The sequence below is a fragment of the Chitinophaga sp. Ak27 genome (genome assembly GCF_012726295.1).
GTDB lineage: Bacteria > Bacteroidota > Bacteroidia > Chitinophagales > Chitinophagaceae > Chitinophaga.
In genome coordinates this window covers 1494023-1514217 of record NZ_JABAOB010000001.1, presented here as the reverse complement: position 1 = coordinate 1514217, position 20195 = coordinate 1494023, and the positions used below count along the sequence as shown (strand labels likewise).

At 40.3% G+C, this 20195-nt stretch carries 13 protein-coding genes and 2 pseudogenes; 8 read left to right on the top strand and 7 right to left on the bottom strand.

Annotation, left to right across the window (positions count from 1 at the left end):
* Window positions 1-24: 24 nt before the first annotated feature.
* The gene (locus HGH90_RS05935; RefSeq protein ID WP_169190628.1) at window positions 25-1269 is read left to right on the top strand and encodes a glycoside hydrolase family 57 protein; all 1245 of its coding nucleotides are present in this window, start codon (window positions 25-27) and stop codon (window positions 1267-1269) included.
* The gene (gene glgP, locus HGH90_RS05930) at window positions 1232-5431 is read left to right on the top strand and encodes an alpha-glucan family phosphorylase (protein ID WP_169190627.1); all 4200 of its coding nucleotides are present in this window, start codon (window positions 1232-1234) and stop codon (window positions 5429-5431) included. Before HGH90_RS05935 ends, glgP begins: the two co-directional genes overlap by 38 nt.
* Before the next feature lie 264 nt (window positions 5432-5695).
* Here glgP and HGH90_RS31740 read toward each other — a convergent pair.
* Window positions 5696-6655, bottom strand: a pseudogene (locus tag HGH90_RS31740) (PDDEXK nuclease domain-containing protein).
* A 56-nt stretch (window positions 6656-6711) separates the two neighbouring features.
* On the opposite strand from HGH90_RS31740, the gene HGH90_RS05920 reads away from it, so the two are divergent.
* Entirely contained in the window at window positions 6712-7341 is a 630-nt protein-coding gene (locus tag HGH90_RS05920; RefSeq protein ID WP_168767599.1) for a hypothetical protein, read from the top strand.
* A 186-nt stretch (window positions 7342-7527) separates the two neighbouring features.
* Here the strand turns inward: HGH90_RS05920 and HGH90_RS05915 are convergent.
* The 6 genes and pseudogenes from HGH90_RS05915 to HGH90_RS05895 form a co-directional block, all read right to left on the bottom strand.
* Window positions 7528-8526: pseudogene (locus HGH90_RS05915) on the bottom strand (IS256 family transposase).
* A complete protein-coding gene (locus HGH90_RS31735) occupies window positions 8496-8723 on the bottom strand; it encodes a hypothetical protein (protein WP_247680058.1) in 228 nt (75 codons plus the stop codon). The pseudogene HGH90_RS05915 and the gene HGH90_RS31735 overlap by 31 nt, the downstream one beginning before the upstream one ends.
* 126 nt (window positions 8724-8849) lie before the next feature.
* Complete coding sequence (locus tag HGH90_RS05910; RefSeq protein ID WP_168767600.1) at window positions 8850-9806, bottom strand: hypothetical protein; 957 nt, start codon at window positions 9804-9806, stop codon at window positions 8850-8852.
* A 52-nt stretch (window positions 9807-9858) separates the two neighbouring features.
* A complete protein-coding gene (locus tag HGH90_RS05905; protein ID WP_168767601.1) occupies window positions 9859-10119 on the bottom strand; it encodes a hypothetical protein in 261 nt (86 codons plus the stop codon).
* A gap of 19 nt (window positions 10120-10138) precedes the next feature.
* Window positions 10139-10972, bottom strand: coding sequence for a hypothetical protein (locus HGH90_RS05900; protein WP_169190626.1), 834 nt, complete (start codon window positions 10970-10972; stop codon window positions 10139-10141).
* A gap of 899 nt (window positions 10973-11871) precedes the next feature.
* Window positions 11872-12924 carry an IS481 family transposase gene (locus HGH90_RS05895; RefSeq protein ID WP_168767657.1) on the bottom strand — a complete coding sequence of 351 codons (1053 nt, stop codon included), beginning with the start codon at window positions 12922-12924 and terminating at the stop codon, window positions 11872-11874.
* Window positions 12925-14532: 1608 nt separating this feature from the next.
* Here HGH90_RS05895 and HGH90_RS05890 point away from each other — a divergent pair.
* The 5 genes from HGH90_RS05890 to HGH90_RS05870 all read left to right on the top strand — a co-directional run bounded on the left by HGH90_RS05890 (window position 14533) and on the right by HGH90_RS05870 (window position 20180).
* The gene (locus tag HGH90_RS05890; RefSeq protein WP_168767650.1) at window positions 14533-15609 is read left to right on the top strand and encodes a TlpA disulfide reductase family protein; all 1077 of its coding nucleotides are present in this window, start codon (window positions 14533-14535) and stop codon (window positions 15607-15609) included.
* 157 nt (window positions 15610-15766) lie between these two features.
* Window positions 15767-16633, top strand: a complete 867-nt coding sequence (locus HGH90_RS05885; protein WP_168767651.1) for a beta-1,6-N-acetylglucosaminyltransferase — start codon at window positions 15767-15769, stop codon at window positions 16631-16633.
* A gap of 11 nt (window positions 16634-16644) precedes the next feature.
* Complete coding sequence (locus HGH90_RS31600) at window positions 16645-17997, top strand: hypothetical protein (protein WP_211093157.1); 1353 nt, start codon at window positions 16645-16647, stop codon at window positions 17995-17997.
* A gap of 9 nt (window positions 17998-18006) precedes the next feature.
* Window positions 18007-18813, top strand: coding sequence for a glycosyltransferase family 92 protein (locus HGH90_RS05875; RefSeq protein ID WP_168767652.1), 807 nt, complete (start codon window positions 18007-18009; stop codon window positions 18811-18813).
* Window positions 18814-18911: 98 nt separating this feature from the next.
* Complete coding sequence (locus HGH90_RS05870) at window positions 18912-20180, top strand: FecR family protein (RefSeq protein WP_168767653.1); 1269 nt, start codon at window positions 18912-18914, stop codon at window positions 20178-20180.
* Window positions 20181-20195: the final 15 nt, after the last annotated feature.

Genomic DNA, 20195 nt, shown 5'->3' with positions numbered 1-20195 from the left:
CTAGTTGGTTGTAATTTTTTTGTTATGAAATATATTTGCCTTTACTTCCAGGTACACCAACCATTCAGGCTACGTCCCTTCTCTTTTGCGGAAATAGGTGGGGGTGGATCTTATTTTAATGAGGAAATGAATGACACTATATTGCAACAGATAGCACAGCAGTGTTATTTGCCCGCCAATAAGCTCTTGTTGGATCTTATAGAAAGATATGGCGGCCGTTTTCACGTCAGCTTTTCCATTTCTGGCACCGCCCTGGATCAATTTGAAAGATATGCGCCAGAAGTAATTGACAGCTTCAGGAAGCTGGCAGATACCGGGTGTGTGGAATTCCTGGGAGAAACCTATGGACATTCGCTGGCAGCGCTTGGAAGTGAAATAGAGTTTATGGCACAGATAAAAGCGCATGCGGATAAAATAGCTCAACTGTTCGGACAACGCCCGGTGACATTTCGCAATACAGAACTGATATACACTGATGCCATTGGCGATATGGTTCATCGTATGGGATTTACGACAATGCTGACGGAAGGAGCTGCGCATGTTTTACATTGGAAAAGTCCCAATTACATTTATCGGGCAGCCTCTTCTCCGGAGCTGAAGTTGTTGTTAAAGAATTACCGGCTAAGCGATGATATCGCATTCAGGTTTGCTGATCGTAACTGGGAGCACTGGCCGCTGGCTGCCGGAAAATTTGCAGGATGGCTGCATGCGATGCCTTCGCAGGAAACTATTGTAAATCTTTTTATGGACTACGAAACTTTCGGCGAACATCATACAAAGGAAACTGGTATTTTTCAATTTTTGGAAGCATTTCCCGGGGAAGTATTCTCAAAGCCAGGTTATCGGTTTGTAACCCCTCATGAAGCTACTACCTTCTTACCTCCCATCGCGGCTTTATCTATGCCCCAACCGGTATCCTGGGCAGATGAAGCCAGGGATCTGTCTGCATGGCTGGGGAATGATTTGCAGCAGGATGCATTCAGTGTTTTATACTCGCTTGAACAGAAGATGCAAAGTTGCAGAAATGAACAGCTAAGACGCAGTTGGTTGTACCTTCAAACCAGTGATCATTTCTACTATATGTGCACAAAATCCTTGTCGGATGGTGCCGTGCACAGTTATTTCAGCCCATATGACACGCCTTTTGATGCGTTTATGAATTATATGAATGTATTGACAGATTTTTCGCTGCAACTTGATAAATACCTGGTAAAGAAAAAAAAGTTAATGGATGAAGGATACTCTTCTAAAACCAGACTATGTTTTTGAGGTAAGCTGGGAAGTATGCAATAAGGTAGGAGGTATACATACAGTATTGTGCACCAAGGCGCAGCTGTTGAAAAAAGAGTGGAACGACCAGCTGATTATGATAGGCCCTGATTTGCATACCGCCACAGGCACTAATCCTGAATTTTCGGAGGACAAACTTCTTTTTACCAGTTGGCGGGCACACGCTTTGGAGGAAGGATTACCAATCAGGGTTGGACGTTGGAATATTCCTGGTGCACCACTGGTGGTGTTGATAGACTTTACCCCGCTTTATCAGCAGAAGAATGCGATCTTCTCGGAATTATGGATAAAATTTCATCTCGATTCCCTGAGCGGACAGTGGGACTATATAGAGCCGGCCTTATTTGGTTATGCCGCTGCAAAAGTGATTGCCTGTTTTTATGAATATCACTTAAATTCGACAGACAAGATCATCGTACAATTTCATGAATGGATGACAGGCGCAGGTATACTTTACCTGGAAGACCAAATACCCCAGATAGCCACGGTATTTACTACCCATGCCACTGTGCTGGGAAGGGCTATTGCCGGGAGCGGACAGCCTTTTTATAGCCGGTTTCCTACTTTCAATGCGGAGCAAATGGCCAGGGATTTAAACGTGGTAGCAAAACAATCCCTGGAAAAGACGGCAGCAAATATGGCTGATTGCTTTACCGTAGTAAGTGAATTTACTGCCCGCGAATGTGAGAAATTTTTAGGGCGGCAACCGGACTTTATTACACCCAATGGCTTTGATGATTCTTTTGTCCCTCCGCCGGCAGTCTTTACAAACAAACGCATTGCCGCCAGGAAGAAGATACTGGAAGTAGCCACCGCCCTATTGCAGCAAGCATTGCCGGAAAATACCCTGCTGGTTATTAAAAGTGGCCGGTATGAGTTCCGGAATAAGGGTATCGATGTTTTCATTAACAGCATGGCATTGCTCAATGAAGGACAGCAGCCTGATAAAACTATTTTGGCTGTAATATTCGTGCCTGCCCATCAAACCGGTCCCCGTGAAATATTACAACGCAGCCTGCAACAACCAGACCTCACGCATCCGCGAACCGGAGAGGTGCTTACGCATAACCTGCAGGGGGCAGATACAGATCCGATTTTAAACAGCATCCGGCAACACAAACTTGACAATGCACCCGGCAGCAGGGTAAAAATTTTATTTGTTCCCACCTATTTAAATGGCGATGATGGCATTTTTAATATGCCTTATTACGACATACTGATAGGCTTTGATCTCGCTATCTTTCCCTCTTATTACGAACCTTGGGGATATACCCCGTTGGAGGGGCTGGCATTCCATATACCAGCCGTTACTACCACAGTTTCGGGGTTCGGCATGGCGGTAAGCCGCTTGCCGGATTTCACGGGAGAAGGAATCTATGTCGTGGAAAGAAATGATAATAATGAGAAATATATCAGCGCAGAAATAGCTGATATTGTTCGCAATTATGCCGCCCAGCCTGATGAAACGATAGCGCAATATAGAGCTGCTGCGGCTGCCATCAGCCGCAAATTTTGGTGGAATCGGCTTATAGAGAGATATAAAATGGCCTATGACTTTGCCTTGCAAAAGAGCGGGCAAAGAGAAAGCCTTTTCCGGGAAAAACCACAGGCTGTGCCGGTAACGGTGTCTCACGGTATGCTTGAACAACGGCCCGTTTGGCGGAATATCGAGATTCAATCAGCGTTGCCGACTGCATTGAAGCCATTGTTGAAGATAAGCAGCAATCTTTGGTGGACATGGAACCGCAATGCATACGGGTTGTTTAAAAATATAGATGCTGCGGCATGGGCACGGTATCACGGGAACCCTATTAAATTAATTAAAAACCTCAGCTATAAGACGATACGGCGCCTGGAAAGTGATAAAGCGTTTATAGACAGGCTTACTGCGCTGGAACAGGAGTTTGATAATTATTTGAAGGTCGCTGAGGAAAGAACGGGACCGCTTGTGGCCTATTTTAGCATGGAATATGGTTTATCCCCTCTGTTGAAGTTATATGCAGGTGGGTTAGGTATACTGGCCGGTGATTATTTGAAAGGCGCCAGTGATAGCAATTTGAATATGATAGCTGTCGGTTTGCTGTATCGCCAGGGATATTTCTCACAAAAAATAACTTTTCAGGGAGAGCAGTTAGCGATGCCTGATCAATTGGATCTGGATTATCTGCCGGTATATCCTGTAAAAAATGATGACGGATCGCCCTTATTAATGCAGTTGGCTTTTCCGGGACGCATCATGTCGGTGGCTGTGTGGAAGATTGCAATTGGGCGTACCACCTTGTATCTGCTGGATACGGATGTAACGGGCAACAATGCAGATGACCGGCAGATTACCGGGCAGTTGTACAATAATGAACCGGATATCCGTTTGAAGCAGGAAATATTATTGGGCATAGGGGGAGTACGTATGTTGACACTATTGGGCATACATCCGGATATTTACCACATCAATGAAGGGCACGCAGCCTTTACCGGCTTTGAAAGAATGCGTATGATGATGCGCGAAGTGAATCTTCCGTACGAAGCCGCACTCGAAATAATACGCGCTACTACGCAATTTACTACGCATACAGTGGTACCGGCAGCTGTTGATTTGTATAATGAGGAGTTGTTGAGAACCTATTTATCTTATCTGCCTCAGGATTTTAATATCGGATGGGATCAGATAATGGCGCTGGGCAAGGTAGATCCAACAAATGCCGATGAAAAATTTTCTATGTTTTATCTGGCAGCCCGGTTATCCCAGGAAATAAATGCTGTCAGTAAATTACATCAACACGAAACCTGCCGCATCTTGCAGGCGCTTTGGAAGGATTTCAGACCGGGGGAATTGCATATTACTGCCGTGACAAATGGTATACATGTGCCGACCTGGATGGCAGAAGAATGGAAACAGCAGATTTGCCAGGAGAACGTGGCAAATGTTATGATGGCTATGCCCGATAATATAGTTTGGGAAACCAGGATGGCTATTAAGAAAAGCCTGACGCCACTTATCAGGGAACGATTGAAAATGGCGCTTCTGGCTTGTCATGAAAGTCCCGCCAGAATTGGACAGATATTGGATGAATTTAAAGAAAATGCGCTATTCATCGGATTTGCGCGACGTTTTGTGTCCTATAAAAGACCACAGATACTTTTTACAGATGTGCAGCGATTGGCTTCAATATTAAAGGACAAAACGCGTCCTGTATTTATTCTTCTGGCAGGAAAAGCCCATCCGGGAGATAAAGAAGGAATGGCGATGCTGAAACAGGTAATTGTCGCCGCCAAAAGGCCGGAGTTTGAGAATAGAATGTTATTCCTGGAAGATTATGATATGGAGTTGGCTGGTCTGTTGGTGCAGGGGGTAGACGTTTGGCTCAATACCCCCCGGTTGACACGGGAAGCATCCGGTACCAGTGGTATGAAGGCGATCTGGAATGGCGTCCTTCATTGCAGCACCAGGGATGGCTGGTGGGCAGAAGCCTATCGGGAAGAGGCAGGTTGGGCATTGGAAAGTACGGCAATTTTTGATAACGAGGAATTACAAGACCTGGACGACGCCGCTACTTTATATGATCTGTTGGAGAATAAAATTATCCCGTTGTTTTTTGATCGTACAAGCAGTGGCATACCTCAGAAATGGATTAGCCGGATAAAAGCCGGAATGGCTATGGTGGCGCCCACTTACAGCATGCCGCGGGTAGTGGCGGATTACCAGATTTGCTATGAAAAATTATACAACAGAAGCCGGCAACTATTGTCCGATCAATATAAGGAAGCAATAATGCTGGCAGGCTGGAAAAAGAACATTCAGTCCAATTGGGGGCAATTACACCTCATGAACATAAAAGAACCTGCCAATACAAGCCAGGTTCATACGTATAACGAGGAGTTCTCAGCTGAAGTAACATTGTATACCGGCGAAATGGATGTGAAGGATATTGGAGTGGAAGCGGTGTTTTCACTCAAAGAAGACACCGACAACTATGTGTTCGTGCAGGAGCTCACACTTGTTACCGTTAATGGTAGCAGGGCTGTTTTTGCCTGTAAAACGCCATTGGCATTTTCCGGTTCCTGTGCCTATAGCTTCAGAATATTTCCTAAACACCCCCTTCTGCCTCATCGGCAGGATTTTCCGTTGGTAATGTGGTTTTGAGGCGTGAGAAATGTAAAGGTGATTGAACGAACAGCAGGGTTGCCCTGGTGTTCCTTGTTAACAGTGCGCGGTATTTTTCAAAAAAGTACAATTATGCTATCCAGAGAAGTATGGATGCTTATTTATTTTTATTACTTTCAGACCTCGAAAAATCAGCCAGTATCATCGAATCGCAATTCGCCACGTGGGTTGCCAGCTATATTTTGGTAAAACCCAAACGATCAATTTCCTCATGTTGCCACATTCGAAGCATAATTGGCTGTGCTATCCTTCCAGCACCTTCTTACGTTCAATCCTTTCCTTAGCCTCAATAAAGAGATGATGTATTTTTTTCTCCAGCTCTTTCTTAGGCGGTAATTCTGTCCAATATTCCACCACCATAATGCCATCCTTGTGCATTTCCAACAATTCTACTTGTTCTCGTCTGCTTTCAGCGCACAAGATTAAATCAATCGGGGATTGTTCTCCCTTTCGCTTCTCGTATTTATCCAGCCACTTTAAATACAGTTCCATTTGACCTTTGTGTTGGGCTTCAAATTTTCCCAGTTTCAACTCAACAGCTACCAGACGCTTTAAATTTCGGTGGTAAAACAAAAGGTCTAAATGAAAATCCTCTCCATCAATAATCATCCTTTTTTAACGTTCGATGAAAGCAAATCCTTTACCTAGCTCCAATATGAAAGCCTCTAATTCCCGAAGTATGGCTTCTTCCAGATCCTTTTCCATATAGGTGTTTCGTAACCCCAAAAAGTCAAAGAAATAAGGATCTTTGAAGTTGTCATTAATAGCGGGATGGTTACTTGTGTTTTGTATATTCGCAATACCTGTCCTCTCAAATGTTTTAGTTTCAATTTGTTTCCGTAGTTCCCTTATACCCAACGCCTGATCGGCAGCTGCCTGTGCATAAAAAAGCCTTGCGTCCTGGTTCCTCAGTGGCAATAATTCTACAAAATGTGACCAGCTTAACTGCCTTGACAATGGTAATATGGTCGTGAGGTTTGTAAATTGTTCAGCAAATTGGATCATTCTTCTCAAGTTCCTTATCTCAAAGTTCCTTCCATATTGACTCTTCAATTGTGTCGACACTGTCGACACAATCTGTTTTGCATACTCTCCTCGTTTATTTTTAAGGATTTGCTCGTTAATGCGTTGGCCTATTTGCCAGAAAAGTACGGTAAGAGTACTGTTAGCATATGAAAATACTTGCCGTTGGCTTTGTTCAATAAGTTGTGAAAGCTCATTGAATAAAGACTGTTCGATTGATGTTACCCTTTTTTCTTTTGGAACTCCAAATAGTAGGGCCTGTCAGATATCCGAACTTACAGACACTTGCAAAAGAAGATTTTTACGAGGCCATGAAGGTTACTTGTGCTTTATATAATTATTTTAAGAGAGTTGGTGATTCGATGAGCTTTTATGAACTTGATCAGGCAATCCCTCATATTATTGGTCTTTCAACAACAGATATTGGTGTGCGCTGGGTCGACGGTTTCTTCTATCCTAACAACATACCTGAAATAGATCACGCTGCTGTTGATGAAACCTTATCCTGGCTTTCTGATTTCCCGGCGGCGAAAAAAGATATGCAAAATGCTTTTACCAATTTCTCTGCGGGGAAAACTGAACAAGTACCCCCACTTTGTTTTACTGCACTTGAAAATATTATTCAGAAGAAAACGGGCTTAAATAAACCCTTACATGATTGCGCCCTGCATAAGGCCTTATTTCAGAAAATAAATGTTTCAGATAACTGGAGACAATTTTTGGTAAAGTTCGTTGACTATGCAAATGACTACGGGAGACACGGAAAAAATCCAGATAGGCACTCCGTTGACCGAGACGAAGTAGAATCCTTCCTATATCTATCTTGCATTATGCTCCGTATGATCATTCGGAAAATTCCCAATTAGAATCTTCGATAGAAATTGCGTTGAGGCATAGGATTAAAGACAAGCAAAGGAGCAAAAAACGCCTAGGCTACTTTACAAGAGAGTTTGACATTTTTGAGGGGTGACTGACTGGACATTTTACACCACAGGAATGAAAGGACTATTTCAATAAGTGTGTAACTTAAAAATCGGGGATCAGATTAATATTTAGATTCTCACTCTTTTATCAAAAATAGTTAAAAACTGATTTAGGATCATGCCCCAGTTTCTAATGGGCATGGTCCATTTTTTTGACACCTCACGTAATGCCAGGTATACTGATTTCAGGACGGCTTCATCTGTAGGGAAGGACAGCTTGTTTTTGGTATATTTTCTAATCTTGCCATTCAGGTTTTCAATGAGATTTGTAGTGTAGATGATCTGTCTGATCTCCAGAGGGAAGTCAAAAAAGACAGTCAGTTCTTCCCAGTTTTCACGCTAGCTTTTGATGGCGTATACATACTTTGCACTCCATTTGGCATTCAGGGCATCAAGAGCTGCCATGGCAGCCTGTCTGGTTGGAGCTGCATAAACATCTTTCATATCGGTGGTAGACTCCTTTTTATCTTTCCAGACTACATAGCGGCGGCTGTTACGTATCTGATGGACTACGCAAACCTGGGTGGCAGACTGTGGGAACACCGATTTTATGGTCTGAGTGAAGCCATTCAGATTATCCGTGGCCGTTATCAATATATCTTCCAGCCCACGGGCCTTCAGGTCTGTAAGCACAGTCATCCAATAGGCCGCTGATTCATTCTTAACCAGCCACATTCCAAGTACTTCTTTAAGACCATCCCGCTTTAGGCCCACGGCGATGTAGATGGTTTTGTTCACTACTTTGCTGTTCTCCCGTACCTTAAACACAATGCCATCCATCCAAACGATGAGATAAACCGGTTCTAATAACCGATTTTGCCAGGCGACAATATCTTCGGTCACACGACTGGTGATGCCGCTGATCGTGGCTGTGGAAACGTCAAATTTATAGGCTTCTCTTATTTGCTCTTCTATGTCAGACACGCTCATCCCCTTGGCATAAAAAGACACTATTATCTCTTCTAGCCCCCGAACCATTCCTTCGCGTTTAGGTACGATCATAGGGTTAAAACTGGCATCCCGATCCCTGGGTACTTTTATTTCAGATTCACCATAGCTGGTCTTAATCTTCTTTTTACCGTATCCATTACGGCTATTGTCGCTTTCATTGGGTCATGCTTATCATAGCCCAAATGGCTATCAAGTTCACCTTCCAGCATCTTTTCAATGCCTCGCTTCTGAATCTGGGCCAGGAAATTGTTTAGTTGATCGGCCGTTTTAAACTGCTTCAGAAAGTCGTCTGATAAAAAATCTTCTGTCTTCATAAAACTGTATATGCTTTAAAATTGAAAAATCGAGGTGAAACACCCCGATTTTTAGAATTTACACAGTTTATGAGATAGTGTCGAAATGAAGCATTGCCACTCAGCAGCTGCAGCAATCTATGTCCCCTATTGCTTTTCTTCTCGTTCATTTTGAGCTTTCAATATTTGGTTGTAAAGCATATTTCGTTTATTGAATGCCTTGATGGTTCCAATAGCAGAACCATCACTTGAAAGTAAATAATTGAATTCCCAATTGTCATCGTCGTTGTAGATAAACTGAATTTTCTCCGGATTGAGATTTTTAAGTTGCTCTGTTTTGCTTGTGATAATTGCCAACTTTTCTATGGTGAGTGAATTTAATACCCTATCTGCTTTATGCGTTGTTATCACAAGCTCAATGATACATTCAGCATTCGGATATTCGATAACGAAGTTCTTTGGTCTATTGGCGGGTTTCACTCTTTTGATTGTTTCAATAGCCAAGGTTGAAATCAATTTATAGAATTTGGCTAAGTCATCTCCAATAGCTTCGCTTATTTTTTCAGGTAGTTTTGATTTAATAATTCCTAAGATTATCGCTAATGATTTCGTTATGGTGACTATTGTTTCAGGGTCTGACAACGCCGATTTTCGCCCAAACTTTGACTGCGTAAATTCAAGACCGGATTGTTCAGCTACAATTCTATTTACCTCTGAAATATCTTGATCGCCTTCAAAGTTTGCGGGGTCTGTCGAAATTTCTAATTTATCTACTTCATCTTCTTCACATTCCACAAAGGGATGGATACCTTCACTGAAGTATTCTTTTATGAGTTTAGTTCCGTCTTCTAACTTGAAAAGTTCCTGTTTATCAAAATACACACTCTCAGCAGCTAAATAAAAATGTTCGTCTTCTCCTTGAAAAATTTCGCCGTTCATCATAACTCCGAAAGGCGGGAAGGTTCTGATATGCTCCAAACCCAACCTTACTTTCCTTTTTCCATTTAGTTGCGGCAAAGCACTTTCAAGGGCTGATTTTGCCATTCTTACGCCTTGGCTGTCTACATGAGTAGAACTGATTACATATCTCTCTTTCTTTATCATTTTTATGTCAGTTAGTGGTATTAATAAGGATATAGGCCCAATCAGTCTTCCATTAAGTCCTATTGACTTCTGCATTCAATAAAAATATAGTATCTGCTTGGTCAAAGTTTCGGGGGGGTACAGAATGGTCTTCTATATTGTAGACCAAGTTAAACACACCATCCAACAGGTCCAATTTGTGCAGATTTTCTTTTAGTACTTTCACCCATTTTTGAGCGTGTGGATGTAAGGCTTCAAACGATCGCATGTCTACTTCACGTTCTCCTTTGAAATGTTCTTCAAATCGATTGTTTATAAAAAACTTCAATTCCATATTTATTGTTTTTTAATACTTAAAATACCAGATCATTGGCGTGGTCATCAAATAAATTACTTATTCTTCTAAAGCGAGAATAGAAAATATTGTCGTTGTTTGGGTCAATAAAGGATGAGTATGAAAAGGGTTCATTCACGTTTTCAATGTGCATATCATTGACCTTGAAATAATCGCTATAAACCTTTAAGTCATTTGCCGCCCCCCATAATACCGGCATTAAGTCAAAGTGTATATCTTCCGTAAGACCTTCTTTTTTGTTGTTAATCTTTGGAATTAATCTACCATCTAAAAACTTCTTTACTAAAGTGTCATCCGAGTCAACTTTTTCGCTATTGAGATGGATATTAAAGACCTCCACTAATATGAATTTTCCATCTTTTATGGATTTAAAACGAAAATCAATAGTTTTACCATTGGGCAGTTCATATTCTATATTATCCAGTCTAAATTCTCCTGCCAATATAGTGTTATTGAGAACTGCCAACTCTGAAAAGAAATCCAAGTATCTTTTATCTAACGCTGTAAGCACATTCCAGATGTTAGATATTATGAGTTTCTTCTCATTTTCGTTCAACTGCGCGTTTAAATGGAAGAGTGATTTATTAAAGAAGTCTAACAATCGAATGGCTTGCCTATTGAATTTCTTAACTTCAACTATAATATCATAGATATTCGCCTCTACACGTAAAGTATCTGTTCCTTGTGCTTCTAATTTTTTTATTCGCTTAATATTTTCACTGTTATAAATCTCTTCAACTTCGTTCCAATTAAAATTATTTGTGCCAATTAATTCCATAATGGCAGGAAAATAGATCGTAACATTTTCTTTAACATAATTTGGAATTGACATAATTGTAAAGCTTTTCTGGGGTGAATAAAACAAAAACAGGGACAAATCGTCCCATTAAGTAATTGATGGTTAGTGTATATTACTATAATATTGAAAGTAAGAAAAATTCTTCGAATTAAAAAAACGTCAACTCTAAAAACATAGAGGCTCTCTTACTTTTGGATGGAGAGTAGAGATTTTGGATAAATTGAGTAAGCGATATTGTATTTGATTGGGTAAAAGCTAACAAACCAATCTCAATGACTAAACCCAAACGGTATTTAATTTATGCCTTGAATGGTTTAAAAAACAAACAGAGCTATGACACATGAAATGAAAAATATTGCAGAACTAAACTCATTCAAAAACAATCTTTCGCGAAAATCACGTCATGGGAATAATGGTTTTTATGTGCCTAAGTGTAAACTTTCTCCCATTGTATCTGCGAAATGCAGATAAGATGCTTGCAAAACTGAGTGTCATTGCGGGTGTCTTTTGAGTGTCAGAGATAGTGGGAAGAAGCGCTAAAAAGCGTGATTTTTTGACACTCGTAGAAATAAAAAAGGGTTGTAAATCAAAGACTTACAACCCTATTGTGTGCCCAGAACATGGACGCGTATAAGTTTGATAGTCAATATTTTACGAATGGTGCGGGTCAAAAGTGTGTCAAGAATCATCATTTTCCAGTTTGTTACACTTTTACCCTATATCACTCCAAATATAAGGCTTTTTACCCTATAATATTCTCTTGAAATTAAGATGTCGGATTGCTGGAAATCCCGGGGAGTGATGATTGAGAGCTGTTTCAGATGGTAAGCCCTGGTAATAAACGGCTTGGTCAAGCTGCCTGTACAAAAATGATATGAGACTTAATTGTAATAGCTACTACTTGATCTGACAGTACAAGGATTTTTGTCTGGTTAAGTAGTAGCTAAAGATAACCCATTTATTTGTTTTTCTTCAGCCAGGTGCTTAGTCACCAGGAATGTCTCCATCGGAGTTTTACCATAGCAATATTTACCACTGTGCGGTCTTTTGTTGTTATAATATTCGAGCCATTCGTCTAAGTCCGATTGCAATTCTTCCAGGGTAGTATAAAGCCTTTTACGGAAGGCTACAACATAGAATTCTTCTTTTATGGTCCTATTAAGCCTTTCACAAATACCGTTGGACTGAGGACTTCGGACTTGCGTTTTAGAGTGTTCTATGCCCTCAATAGTCAAATACAGCTCATATTCATGATGCTCATATTTACCTTTGTATTCAGATCCTCGATCAGTTAAAATCCGTAACATTGGTACCTGTTGCTCTTCAAAAAATGGAAGGACGCGGTCATTAAGGATATCCGCTGCTGTGATGGCATTTTTCCTATCATAAACTTTTGCGAAAGCAATCCGGGAATAAGTATCAATAAAGGTTTGCTGATAAATTCTTCCAACACCTTTAATATTACCAACATAATAAGTGTCCTGGGCTCCAAGATATCCAGGATGCTCCGTTTCAATTTCGCCAAAGGCCTCTCTTTTCTCCTTTTTACGGTCTATAGCCATGAGTTGGGCTTCCGTAAGTATAATTCCATCCTGAGCAACTTTAACTTCCAGTGAGTGCAATCTTTTCTCAAATATTTCTAAATCATGTCTTTGCCATACACTTCGAACACCTCCCGCTGAAATAAAAACACCACGTTTTCTAAGTTCATTGCTCACTCGTTGCTGGCCGAAGGCAGGATACTCAAAAGCGAGCTTAACAACGGCATCTTCTACTGATTGCTCAACACGATTTTTAAGAATTGGTTTGGAGCGACTAATCTCCTGAAGTGCAGTTTCTCCACCGGTGTCGTACAATTCCTTTATCCTATAAAAGCTATCCCGGCTGTATCCCATTACTTTGCAAGCCTGGGACACATTACCCAAATTTTCGGCTAACTTGAGCAATCCTAATTTGGTTTTGATTAACTTGTCATTACTTTTCATTTCTGACAGTTTAAAGGGGATTAAATAATAAGTGTGGTAACTTAAAGTTAATCCCTTACTGTCAGATTAAGTCGTGACTATTTCATTTAGGCCGATAGATTGGTTTAGGTTTCCCTGTACATCTTTGCTCAGAATGTAGCATTAAGCCCCTATTATGAAAATCATTGTTGTACAACTATTCCTATTGCTGTCTCTTCCTGCATGGAAAAAATAATTGTAGACTAGCAGCTCCATTATTTATGCCTGGGTGTGTCAAAATAGCATCGATTAATATCAAAATAGCGTTTGTGTGCTATTCTGTGTTTCTAGATCTTCGTTACTGTCGGAGTGATTGTGTTTGCCGTGTTTGTTAATTGACAGCTTCGTAACTTGAAAACTTAAATTTTTGTATAAACCCGTAGATTAAAAAGGTTCTATGAAGGCGTGTTTTTTATTTTTGAAATATAGACATCGAAGCTTTTGTTGGTTCCCCGTCTGGTCTCTAACTGCATCGTAAACAGTAACTTATTTCAACTTAATTTGCCGTATCTCAGCAGAAGAATTAAAGTGAGAATTTCAACAAATTCCACCGGTTAGCTCTAGCTGACAAGCTAAGGTTGCTGACTATGTAGTGCAAGCTATTTCAAAATCAAATCTTCTTCTGATGTGGGCTTATTGGTTTATTATTGTTGATATGGATCAGTAATGCTGTCCAGGAAGGAATGTCTCAAACCACCTGAAGGTTATACTGTATTGTACCTGATCGATCGGATAGTAGTTACTCAATTTTCCGAATGCTTTAAGAAAATAGCCGCTTCGCATTTGAAGAAAAATGGCTAAATAGACTCTAGTCAGATAATGCAATATGGATTGTCGAATGGTAAGCCCGCATGGCATTTCAACTAATCATGATAGAGAGAGTCGGCATTTCATGTTACATCTCAAGTGCGTATTGGGAATAATCACCAGAATAAAAAAGTAAACCCCTAAATAACTATGCTAATAGAGAACGCCTATATCACCACGACTAGTAAATATCTCCCAGGTGAATTTATCCCAATCGGAGATAAAAAAAATATCTCAGTATATACAGAAATGGTCTGAATGTATAGGCAGTTGCAGTCACTGGAACATTTTATTGCCAGAAGGCTTGTGTTACGATAAAAGTCATTTTCTTTCGGCCGGAATGATGATAAATACTTCAAGCACTACTATTTTTTATTAACCATTTAAACATTTAGACAATGAAAAAGTTGAAGCTTCAGGCAATTGAATTGGGCGCCACTGAATTACTAACCAGAGAGCAGTTGAAACATGTATTTGGAGGAGATGGAGGAGGGAGTGGAACAACCTGCAAAAAAACCGCCGATTGTGCTTTGAACGAGAAATGTGTCTTTGCACCAGGACTAACCGATGGAACATGTTTCGCCGTAGCTATTGGGACTTCCTGCACTACCAATGCAGATTGTGGAAAGGGGCAGGCTTGCGTTAGCAAACCATCCAATCCTCCCAGCACGTGGTGTAACGTTGCTATGGGGTCTTAAAATGATTTGCCTCAGGGCTGGCTGTTCCGTAAAGGAACATGCCAGTCTTTATCGCTAATTACAAGATATTAAATAACCGATATCCATGAGAATAATAACACTTCCATTATTGCTTCCAGTAATCGTTTTTATAATGGTGGCTAATACGGTTTTTGCGCAGCAAACTGCGGAGATTTCCGGTAGCTTCGAAGGGGCGAAAGAAAATTCAAAGATCTGTATCTGGTCTGACAGAGACCCGTCTAAAATGGATTCTTGCCGGACTACCGGGAACAAGTTCAAATTCACTATTAAGCCAGAGAAGGGATGGGCTGTTTATTTCGTCGGCTGTCCATCTCTGTCCCGTGATTACAGTCTTCCACTATTCCTGAAAGGCGGCTCAAAGATCCATGTAACAGTGAGTAAGGAGTTAAACAAATTTACAATCTCAGGGGATAGCAATGCTGAAGAGCAAAACCGATATTACAAGGGAGCGGATTCGATTTACCGTGCTTTTGCGCAAGTGGGGGATAAGGCCAGTGAGCACACAACAAATTACGGTGTACAATGGGTAAAGGATCACCATAATTCTCCATTCAGCGCTGCTATTATAAGGCTTTATTTGTCTAGTGGTTCCATAGAGGCGGAAGATAAAGTTGCAAAAGCTTGTTACAGCTTCTTATCGCAGCAGGCAAAGAAGGATAATTATGAATGTGAGTTATTGGAGAGCCAGTTTTCCTGGCTTGACGACAAATACGAGGTGGTGGGCCAGCCTGGATTTGTCAAGGATTTTGTGATTAGAGATACCTTAGGCCATGAAATCAGGTTCAATGATTTCAAAGGCAGCTGGTTGTTGATGGATTTTTGGGCGAGCTGGTGTGGTCCATGCAGGGAAAATGTCCCCGAACTCAGAGAAGTTTATGAGAAATATAAAGGTAAGGGCCTGAAGGTATTGAGTATCTCCGTCGACACAGATCCAGAGAAATGGAAAAAGGCAATTCAGTCGCTTGGAATGGAATGGCTGCATGGGTCCGACCTAAAGGGACAGCTTTCTGGTGTGGCGCATAGCTATCGTATAAATGCTATCCCACGTTATTTCCTGTTTGCGCCGGATGGAAAGGTCGTGATCTGGCGTAAGACTGATAATCTGGGTGCCATCGCTGATAAATTAAAGGAGGCGCTTTAGGGACGGGTGGAAGTGAGTAACCGGATTTAATGAAGTTAATAGGGACGAAATTTATTTCATGGGAATTTGCCTGCATAGGATGAAATGCTTTTATCATACGGACGAAAACTGTAGCCTAAACGCGGGGTGGCATAAATTGAAAGCTAGATGAAAATGTATGAAAATTTTCTATTTGATACTTGCGCATCATCAGCTCAATCGACTTGATAAATTAATTACGGCGTTGAATCATGAGCATGCACAATTCATTTTGCATGTAGATAAGAAGGCAGATATCCGGGAGATAAAAGAACTCCGGAAGAAATATCAAGGAAAGGTGGTGTTGATAAGAAGGCGATTTGATATAGCCTGGGGAGGGTATAATATGGTCAAGGCAACGTTGTCCCTTATAAGAAAGGCCGTGAAAGAGAGCGAAAAAGGGTATTTAGTGTTGCTAAGTGGTGAGGATTTCCCATTAAAATCCGCTGACCATATATATGACGGATTGCATGAAAATTATGGAGTCGAATATATTGAACATTTTGCATTGCCTGATCCGAGATGGAGTATGAATGGTGGGTTAGACCGCATAAATTATTATTGGCATATTGATGAGTTGAAAAGAGAAGGGAGTTTTACCACATATATTGACCAGCAGCAAACCGGGCATGTCAGACCTTATTTTGAAGGGATTATTCCTTGTGGGGGCTCGCAGTGGTGGTGCATAACATTTGAATGCGCTAAATATATATTACGATTTCTGAAGACAAATAAAATTTATGAAGAGTATTATAAGTATTGTTACATCCCTGATGAAATGTTCTTTCAAACACTTATTCTGAACTCTCCATTTAAGCATAATGTAATGAATAATAATTTAAGATATATCGATTGGGAAAGTGGCCCGCAATTCCCTAAGGAATTAACGATGCATGATCTGGACAGCTTGGTGAAGTCTGGTAAGTTTTGGGCAAGAAAATTCAAAGACGCTGTTGGTGTTACCGTAATATCTGAGATTGAAAAGGATCTAGGGCTACCATTATAAAAATGCATTCAATGAAAACAGCAAGTATTCCCACTTTTGTTATTAATCTGGAAAAAAGAAAAGAGCGAAGACAACATATTTTGAGAGAGTTTGCCGGAAGAGAGGAGTTCGATGTTACAATAGTTAAGGCCAGGGAGCACAAGATTGGAGCGGTTGGATTATGGAATACCATACAAGATATTATTGGAAACCTGGTGGATGGGACAGAAGAATTCATTTTGATTTGCGAAGACGATCATCAGTTCACGAAAGATTATTCCAGCGAACTCCTGTTTAACTGTATCACTGATGCTAAAGAAATGGGTACCGATTTATTATCAGGTGGCGTAAGTTGGTTTAATAATGCTTTACAAGTGTGCGAGCATACTTTCTGGATGGAACAATTTACTGGAACACAGTTTATTATCATCTTCAGGCACTTTTTTAAAAAAATGCTGGAGACGACGTTTGACGATCAAGAGACGGCTGATCATAAAATTTATACACTGTCGGAACACCTTTTTTTGATGTATCCTTTTATTTCTACCCAAAAGGAATTTGGTTATTCTGATGCTACCTCCATGAATAATGAAGACCATAGGGTGGAATTGTTGTTTAAAAAGAGTATTGATAGTGTTCAAATCTTAAAAGAGATAGATTGGTTTTATAATAAAAAAGATCCGAAAGTGAATATACATGGCGGATCATTTGATAATGTTTTCATCCCAACTTATATTATCAACCTTCCAGAAAGGACAGAGCGACGCGAGCATATTGTGAAACAGTTTTCGGGTAGAACCGAATTTGATACTGTTATTGTCGATGCATGTAGGCATGAAATCGGAGCCGTTGGCCTATGGAGAAGCATTATCTCCATCATTAAAATGGCCGTTGACAATGATGATGATGTGATTGTGATATGTGAGGATGATCATGAGTTTACAGAGCATTATAATCGAGAGGTTTTTATCAGGAATATTATTGAAGCAAATGCACAAGGCGTCGATTATCTATCAGGAGGAACTGGCTATTTTTATCTGGCGGTGCAGGTTTCTGAGCACAGATTTTGGGTAAATCCCAGCTCGGCAACGCAATTTATAGTTATATACAAGAGATTTTTTGATAAAATATTAAATGAGCCATATAATGACAATGTGATTGCTGATGTTTTACTTTCGGGGATGACAGGTAATAAAATGGTAATGTACCCGTTTATATCCAGGCAAAGGGATTTTGGTTATTCAGATGTTACCCCTGTTCACAACAATATGCCAGGATTGGTGGACTGTCTTTTTTCGGAAAGCAGCAGAAAATTAGGGATGTTAAAGGATACTGCCTGGAAATTTTGTCAGAAGAAATCATTGACACTTGATCCATCGAAATAGTATTACAACATGACACTTGGTATTCATACAATTTTTGTTTTGCGCGAGAATATTTTATTCTTGGAAGAGTGGATCAATTATCATATTAGCATCGGGGTTGATAAAATCATATTATATGATAATTCACTTTCCATCGGATGGGAAGGCAGTACGCAAACTACTAATAAGTATAATGTCAATTTTGGTAATTTAACTGCACATTTTTCAGACCGTGTAGTCCAAAAGATGTTATCTGGTATTCTGAATAAGTACCACAGCGAGGTAGAATACGTGGAATGGTCTCCTAAAGACGTTGATGGAAATATATTTTATGCCCAAAATGAAGGAATTGAACATTATTTGACTCATTATTCCGACAAAATTGATTGGACTGCCTTTATTGATATGGATGAGTTTCTATTTAGTAAAGTAGCTATCAAGGAGATTGTTGACAAGTATCAGACTATGGGTAATGGTGATCTTTTATTATTGCAAAAAAAATTCAAAGATCGATTTGAAGATGCAAAGCTACCCGTAACAGAAATTTTGGACTGTATTGAGGGAATTGATACAAGACATTGGGCTCCCAAGCATATTATTAAAAACAAAGACTTTGATTTTAATACATTGGCATTTTGGAATGTTCACCGTCTACCTGTGATTAACTCTAATACTATTGTTATGGATCCGGCTGAATTGAGATTCAATCATTACAATGTAAATAAATGGCAATTGGAATGGATGAAGTTGTTTTATAATACTAGTGAAGACTTTAAGTTCAATGCAAGGTGCGATGAGTTGCAAAAATTATATTTTGGAAAGAAGTTGAGGTCGTAAATATTGTAGCTTCATGTCTGAAGGTTTTGTTGGCTTACATTTTACTCCAGTATTTTAACTTAATGGAGTGAGGTGTTATATATTGGAGAGGGTACTTTATGAAAAAAAACGAGTCACTATGTAAAGCCCCGCTGATCAGGAAAGAGATAAACAAAAGGATTATGGCGGAGGAGCAGGATCTTCTGCCCAACTGTATAGCGGATAACATCAAAAATAAAAGGGTTTCCCGAAAAATCAACAGCTCGGGAGCGCCTGGGAACCATTTACTAATGTTGAAATATTATAACACAAACCTGCTAACCGAAAATATTTTTAGAAGGATTGGTCTGTTCTTATACTTTACAGATACATTCCTGGAAGAAAATCGTTTCAACTGGCTTGAAAATATGCGCCGTTATTGGACATGGATAACTTCTGCGGTAGCTGTATTATTTGTTTGTACAGTTTGCTTTAAAGTAGCAGGAAAACCAACGCCTCTGATAACGGAACTGGCATTGAATGGGATCAAACAAAAATGCCCTATACCGGGAAGCTGCAAATCCATTCTTACTCTAGCCGATGGCATGCAGCTAGTATTAGCTAACAACTCAAATGATACCGTCGGCCAACAGGGGAAAAGCAATGTTACTCACCATAAAGGCGGGCTATTCGCATATAATGCAGGTAATCAACCAACAGGAGCTATTACCGTTTTCAACACCATTGTCGTCCCGGCCGGTGCCCGATATGAGGTGGTATTATCTGATGGTACTCACGTTTTTCTTAATTCCGCGTCCTCATTAAAGTATCCAGCCTCCTTTTCAGATAGTAAACGGGAAGTTGTATTAACAGGAGAAGGCTATTTTGAAGTGGCACATGCGTTATCAAAAGATAGAAAAGCGAAACTCCCGTTTATCGTGAAGATAGGTCTTCCCTCGGGAGATGGCGGGAAGGTGAATGTACTTGGAACACATCTTAATATTATGGCTTACGCTAATGAGAAAGCTGCGAAAATAACGCTTGTGAGCGGCTTGGCGGACGTCCACAAAGGAAACAGCTACGTATTGGTTAGACCCGGTCAACAGGCCATTTTATCCAGCAACTCGAATAAACTGACGGTTAGGGAAGTTGACCTGGAAGAAGAATTGGCTTGGAGAAGTGGGAAGTTTATATTTAAACACGCTGAAATTACGGCAATTATGCGTCAGATTTCCAGATGGTACAATGTCGATATCGCATACCGAGGTGACATGTCTGGCATAAGGTTTTCCGGAAATATTATGCAGAAAGATAATGCAGCAGAACTATTTGACATCCTTGAAGCTGACGGTCGGCTTCACTTTACTGTAACAGATAACCAGGTGATAGTATCCCGTGTATCGGAATAATATATAACCATCTTG

Bases quoted from the DNA above. Each gene is read 5' to 3' on its own strand.
- HGH90_RS05895 (WP_168767657.1), bottom strand. From the start codon at position 12,924: ATGAAAAGTAATGACAAGTTAATCAAAACCAAATTAGGATTGCTCAAG.
- HGH90_RS05910 (WP_168767600.1), bottom strand. From the start codon at position 9,806: ATGATAAAGAAAGAGAGATATGTAATCAGTTCTACTCATGTAGACAGC.
- HGH90_RS31735 (WP_247680058.1), bottom strand. From the start codon at position 8,723: ATGAAGACAGAAGATTTTTTATCAGACGACTTTCTGAAGCAGTTTAAA.
- HGH90_RS05875 (WP_168767652.1), top strand. From the start codon at position 18,007: ATGACACTTGGTATTCATACAATTTTTGTTTTGCGCGAGAATATTTTA.
- HGH90_RS05870 (WP_168767653.1), top strand. From the start codon at position 18,912: ATGAAAAAAAACGAGTCACTATGTAAAGCCCCGCTGATCAGGAAAGAG.
- HGH90_RS05900 (WP_169190626.1), bottom strand. From the start codon at position 10,972: ATGTCAATTCCAAATTATGTTAAAGAAAATGTTACGATCTATTTTCCT.
- HGH90_RS05905 (WP_168767601.1), bottom strand. From the start codon at position 10,119: ATGGAATTGAAGTTTTTTATAAACAATCGATTTGAAGAACATTTCAAA.
- glgP (WP_169190627.1), top strand. From the start codon at position 1,232: ATGAAGGATACTCTTCTAAAACCAGACTATGTTTTTGAGGTAAGCTGG.
- HGH90_RS31600 (WP_211093157.1), top strand. From the start codon at position 16,645: ATGAAAACAGCAAGTATTCCCACTTTTGTTATTAATCTGGAAAAAAGA.
- HGH90_RS05885 (WP_168767651.1), top strand. From the start codon at position 15,767: ATGAAAATTTTCTATTTGATACTTGCGCATCATCAGCTCAATCGACTT.
- HGH90_RS05935 (WP_169190628.1), top strand. From the start codon at position 25: ATGAAATATATTTGCCTTTACTTCCAGGTACACCAACCATTCAGGCTA.
- HGH90_RS05890 (WP_168767650.1), top strand. From the start codon at position 14,533: ATGAGAATAATAACACTTCCATTATTGCTTCCAGTAATCGTTTTTATA.